Consider the following 5,556-nt stretch of genomic DNA (forward strand, 5'->3'; position numbering starts at 1 on the left):
ATTTTCTCAATTCTGAAATCCAACAAACTCCCCCGAAAGCTTTCGGGGTCAAACAGCGTTGGATTTTTTCAGAATCTTTGAAAAGCGGGTGCCCGGCTGCCACAGTCAAGGGGCGTAGGAATACAAAATAACATTAAATACGTCATTTTATATTGCTTTTTTTAGAATAAAAATTATACCGTCAAGATGACGGGGAAGAATGAGAAGGCGCCTATAAAATAAATGGATTGGTCAGTAGGCCTAACAGATAACAGAAAACCGATTTTCGTTTTCGATACCTCACACTAAAAAGTACGATACCCTTTAGAATTTTAAAGGTTCAATTTAAAAATTTTAATACCAATTAAAATAAAATTATGAGAAAAATAATTACTGTCCTTTTACTATTGTTTGCCCTTTTTCAATCGGGAACTATGGTGGCTCAAGATTTGTTAAAAGCCAATGATCTGAGCACATTGAAGGTTGATAATTTAACCGATGGTGATATAGCCAATATCAAGTCGCAATTGCAAAGTAATAACATGACCATCGAACAGGCTGAACCTATGGCTTTGGCCAAAGGAATGTCGGCAAGCGAGTTTTCCAAATTAAAGGCTCGAGTTGGGACACAAGCCGCGAGTGTTGGAATTTCAAATAATGCAAATGTAGCGTCAAGAGGACAAGAAATAATTGTAAACACCAAAGTAAAGGATGCCGTGAATGCCCGGATTTTCGGATCGGAATTGTTTGATAATCCCACCCTGAATTTTGAACCCAATTTAAAATTGGCCACTCCGGTGAACTACGTTTTGGGACCCGGCGACGAATTGCAGGTAAGCGTGTTCGGCGTTCAAGAATACAATTCAAGTTTGCCAATATCTGTAGAAGGCAAGATAAGCATTCAATTTGTAGGACAAATTCCGGTTTCGGGAATGACAATCGAAGCAGCTACCCAGAAAATTAAAGCGGCCATTTCAAGAGTATATAGTACGGTTCGTTCAGGTCAATCGCAGGTAAGCGTAAGTTTAAGTCGCATTAGAACCATCAAGGTGACCCTGATCGGCAGCGTGCAACCAGGAAACTATTCCGTTTCCTCGTTGGCTACGGTTTATAACGCCTTGTTTTTGGGTGGTGGTCCTGGAAAAGACGGAAGTTACAGAAACATAGAGTTGTTGAGAAACAACAAAGTTTTCAAGTATATCGATATTTACAATTTTTTGGTCAACGGCAATCAATCAGATAACGTGGGGTTGAAAGACAATGACGTGATCCGGATTCCGGCCTACACTCATAGAGTTACCGTGGAAGGGCAAGTAAAACGTCCCGGGATTTTCGAAATGAAAACAGGAGAAACCTTCAAAGATTTATTGGTTTTCACTTCGGGATTCAATGAGGTTGCCTACACTGCTTCGGTGAATGTCACCCAGAAAACCAGTAAAGAGTTTAGGGTAAAAGACATAAAAGCTTCCGAATACGCTAGTTACAAACCGCTTGCCGGCGACGTATTTCGGGTTAGCAAGATTTTAGATCGATTCGAAAATCGTATCCAAATTAGCGGTGCTGTTTTTAGACCGAACACCTATTCTTTTTATGAAGGGATGCGTGTTTCCAATTTGGTTGCGCAAGCCGATGGTTTGAAAGAAGATGCCTATACGAATAGAGCCACCATTATCCGTTTGAAAGCTGATTTGACCACCGAGGTAGTTAATGTGAATTTGGCTAAAGCCTTGGCAGGTGATCCTGAAGCCAATATTGCGTTGAATAAAGAAGACATCGTAACCGTATATTCTATTTTGGACTTTAAAGAAGAATATAAAATAACGATTGATGGAGAAATCAAAAAACCGGGAGTTTATACTTTTTACGAGAATCTGACCTTGAATGATTTATTGGTGCAAGCCGGAGGATTAACCGGTTCGGCATCCAAAAGAGTGGAGATTGCCCGTATGATGAAGTCGGACGAAATAGATGATACAAATCCCAGTAAAGTGGAATTAATTAATCTTGAGATTACGGCAGCAAACAATGAGCAACTGAAAAATTTTGTACTACAACCTTTTGATGTGGTGAATATCCGTAAAATGGCAGTATATGAAAAACCGGAAATGGTGACCATCAGTGGCGCCGTGCCGTATGCCGGAAAATATGCTTTGGCGAATAAAAAAGAAAAAGTATACGATGTCATCCAAAGAGCGGGAGGTTTGACTGCCGTTGCCAATTTGGATGGAGTAAAAATCAAACGTCCCATACAAGCAGAACAAATTCAGGCTTTGAAAAACATAGATTTGAATTTGGGTAAAAAGGACAGTATTCAAAATAAACTGACTAAAAAATTAAAAGTAGATTTAAAATTCGCGACTATTCCAATTGATTACAGGGAAATCATGAAAAATCCAGGCAGCAATACCAATATTACCTTGTTTCCTGGCGATGAAATTGTAGTGGAAGCTTATAATGAAAGTGTCAAAATAACGGGTAATGTACTCTTGACTTCAGAGATTCCTTACGAGAAAGGAAAAGGATTTGGTTATTACCTGAATGCTGTTGGAGGGATAGATGCCAAAGGATGGAAGAAAAAAGCCTATATCATTTATCCAAATGGCAGTGCCGCAGTGGCCAGTTCTTTTTTGTTTATCAGATCCTACCCCAAAGTAACTCCGGGTTCCCAAATTGTGGTACCAGAAAAACCGGAGACCAAAAAAGCAACTACCGGAGAGATAATAGGTATTGCGAGTGTTTTGGCCAGTTTGGCAGGCGTTGTGATAGCCATTCTTAAACTTTAGATTTGGGTATCCGTTATGGGTTATGCCCTTCGACCCTTCGATAAAAAACTCAGGGCAGGCTGGGCTCAGGATGACATGGGAGCCAAATGAAAACTGAGAACAGAAAACCGACAACCCTTTTCATTTGTTTTGCCCCAACCCTCCCTTCGACCCTTCGATAAAAACTCAGGGCAGGCATGGCTCAGGGTGACATGGGAGTCCAATGAAAAAAGATGAAAGAAAAGAGTAATCAGTGTTCAGTTCTTCAGAAACGGATAACCAAACATTTTTAGTAGAATACCTATAGTATACATATAACAGTAGAAAACAGATAACCGACTTCTCGATACATCCCGATAAAAAATCGGGACACTCGAAGTGACGGATAACACACAACGGATAACCGATAACAAAAAAATATGAACGAACAAAACGACGAAATTTCGTTAAAAGAATTAATCGATAAAGGAAAAGAATGGTTTGCCTATTTGCTGTCCCAATGGAAAATCATTGTGCTGGCAGGAGTACTGGGAGCTGCATTAGGCTTGACGTATTCTTTTATTAAAAAGCCTGTTTACACCGCCACTTTGTCTTTTGCCTTAGAAGACGAAAAATCAGGCGGCGGATTGGGCGGTGCCTTGGGTCTGGCCAGTTCTTTTGGATTTGATCTTGGTGGCAGTGGTGGAGGAATGTTTACCGGGTCTAATTTGACCGAGTTGTTTAAGTCCCGAAGTATGGTAGAACAAACCTTATTAAGCCCTGTTATTTTAGACGGAAAAATCAGTTCCTTGGCAGAAATGTATATTCAAGACAAGGAATGGAGAGAAAAATGGATTGAAAAACCAAAATTTGCAAGCATTCAGTTTTTGCCCAATGCCAATCGAAAAAATTTTACCCGCGTTCATGACAGTATCTTGGGCGTGATGTATAATGATTTGTCTAAAAACGGATTGACGGTGGCTCAAAAGGACAAAAAAGTGTCCATCATTAGTATTGATATGTCCTCTACCAATGAATTGTTTGCCAAATATTTCACCGAAGCCTTGGCCAAAAAAGTCTCGGACTTCTATATCGATACCAAAAGCAAAAAGGCCCGAATGAATATGGCCATTTTAGAAAAACAGACAGACTCCATTCGGGGCGAATTGAATGCGGCCATTACCGGGGTTGCGGTGGCCACCGACAATACCTTTAGTTTGAATCCCGCACTCAATGTGCGCCGCACCCCTTCTGCCAGAAGACAAGTTGATGTGCAGGCCAATACGGCGATATTGACCGAATTAGTCAAACAATCTGAATTGGCCAAAGTGACTTTACGCAAGGAAACACCTTTGATTCAAATCATAGACCGACCTATTTTGCCTTTGGCTAAAGAACGATTCGGGAAAGCGAAAGGGATTCTTTTGGGTGGATTTTTAGCGGGTTTTTTGATGGTGTTGGGTTTGATAATGAGACGGGTTTTGAAGCAGATTGGTTAGAAGTTGTCGGTTATTGGTTGGTTAATCCAGAACAGATGACGGATAACTAAAATATAAAACGAAAAGTCTTTTTGGTAAAGGAACTCGTTGGGTGTAATTAGTTTTTGATGATTAATTTTCGTCAGTTCGAGTGATCCCGCTTTTGGGCGGGATCGTATCGAGAACAAGAAAAATTTCATTAAAAACGGTTCTCGATACATTTTTTGTTCCGTTTTACTGCACAAAAAACACTCGAACTGACGTTTTTAATAATTACACCCAACGGGTTAAAGGAGTATATAATGAAAAAGATAAGAGTATTTATAAGCAGTGTACAATCGGAATTTGCCGGAGAACGGCGGATTCTGTATGATTATCTGACTTCTGATGCTCTTTTGGGGAAGTTTTTCGAGCCGTTTATTTTCGAAAATGTGCCTGCGGTAAACTATTCTGCCACTTCGGTCTTTAGCAATGAAGTAGAACATTGCGCTATTTACCTTGGTATTTTTGGCAAACAATACGGATTTGAAGATTCCGAAGGTGTTTCGCCGACTGAAAGAGAATTTGACCTAGCCGGTCTTTATTCGAAAACACGCCTGGTCTTTTTAAGCAATGCTGTTGATTCCGAAAGGGATTTGAAGGAGCGGATTCTAATTCAAAAAGCCGATCAGCGGGTTGTTAGAAAACGGTTTGGCTCGATGCTCGAATTGAAAACAGGAGTTTATGTTTCTTTGATTCGGTATCTCGAAGAAAATGAATACATTCGAACGGCTCCTTTTGATGCCACTCTACATAGGAGCGCCAGTATAGCTGATTTGGATGCCGAGAAAATAAAGGAATTTGTGGGTATTGCCCGTTCGAAAAGAGGATTTCCTTTTTCTGCGGAATCCCCTTCGGTAACAATACTTACCCATCTTAATTTAATAGCACAAGAAAGAGTAACGAATGCGGCTCTTTTGTTGTTTGCCAAAAAGCCGCAGCAATTTTTCATTAGCTCGGAGGTCAAATGTGCTCATTTTCACGGTACGGAAATTAGGAAGCCTATTCCTTCCTATCAGGTTTATAAAAGAGATGTATTTGAATTGGTGAATCAGGCCGTGGATTTTGTATTGTCCAGAATTGATGTGTCTGTGGGTACGCGAGACGAAAGCATCCAAGTGCCCATCCAATATGAGTTGCCTCGTGCAGCAGTTACGGAAGCCATTGTCAATTCGGTAGCACATCGGGATTATACCAGCAATGGAAGCGTACAGGTGATGCTTTTTAAAGACCGACTCGAAATTTGGAATCCCGGAAGTTTGTACCGCTAGTTATTTCAAATTAGTCCAATAAAAATTGAACTAAATGAAATATACAGC

Annotated in this window: 3 protein-coding genes; all 3 read left to right on the forward strand. The window is 40.4% G+C overall.

Annotation, left to right across the window (positions count from 1 at the left end; all coding sequences use genetic code 11):
• Nucleotides 1-356 precede the first annotated feature (356 nt).
• The gene (locus B2145_RS03540) at nt 357-2,762 is read left to right on the forward strand and encodes an SLBB domain-containing protein (RefSeq protein ID WP_291098291.1); all 2,406 of its coding nucleotides are present in this window, start codon (nt 357-359) and stop codon (nt 2,760-2,762) included.
• 398 nt (nt 2,763-3,160) lie between these two features.
• Nucleotides 3,161-4,219 carry a Wzz/FepE/Etk N-terminal domain-containing protein gene (locus B2145_RS03545; RefSeq protein ID WP_291098293.1) on the forward strand — a complete coding sequence of 353 codons (1,059 nt, stop codon included), beginning with the start codon at nt 3,161-3,163 and terminating at the stop codon, nt 4,217-4,219.
• 281 nt (nt 4,220-4,500) lie between these two features.
• Nucleotides 4,501-5,508, forward strand: coding sequence for a DUF4062 domain-containing protein (locus tag B2145_RS03550; RefSeq protein ID WP_291098296.1), 1,008 nt, complete (start codon nt 4,501-4,503; stop codon nt 5,506-5,508).
• Nucleotides 5,509-5,556 lie beyond the last annotated feature (48 nt).

Origin of the sequence: Flavobacterium sp. UBA5153, from assembly GCA_002413745.1 — a bacterium.
Taxonomy (GTDB): domain Bacteria; phylum Bacteroidota; class Bacteroidia; order Flavobacteriales; family Flavobacteriaceae; genus Flavobacterium.

Coding starts and splice junctions, on each gene's coding strand:
- B2145_RS03545 (WP_291098293.1), top strand. CDS start 3,161: ATGAACGAACAAAACGACGAAATTTCGTTAAAAGAATTAATCGATAAA.
- B2145_RS03550 (WP_291098296.1), top strand. CDS start 4,501: ATGAAAAAGATAAGAGTATTTATAAGCAGTGTACAATCGGAATTTGCC.
- B2145_RS03540 (WP_291098291.1), top strand. CDS start 357: ATGAGAAAAATAATTACTGTCCTTTTACTATTGTTTGCCCTTTTTCAA.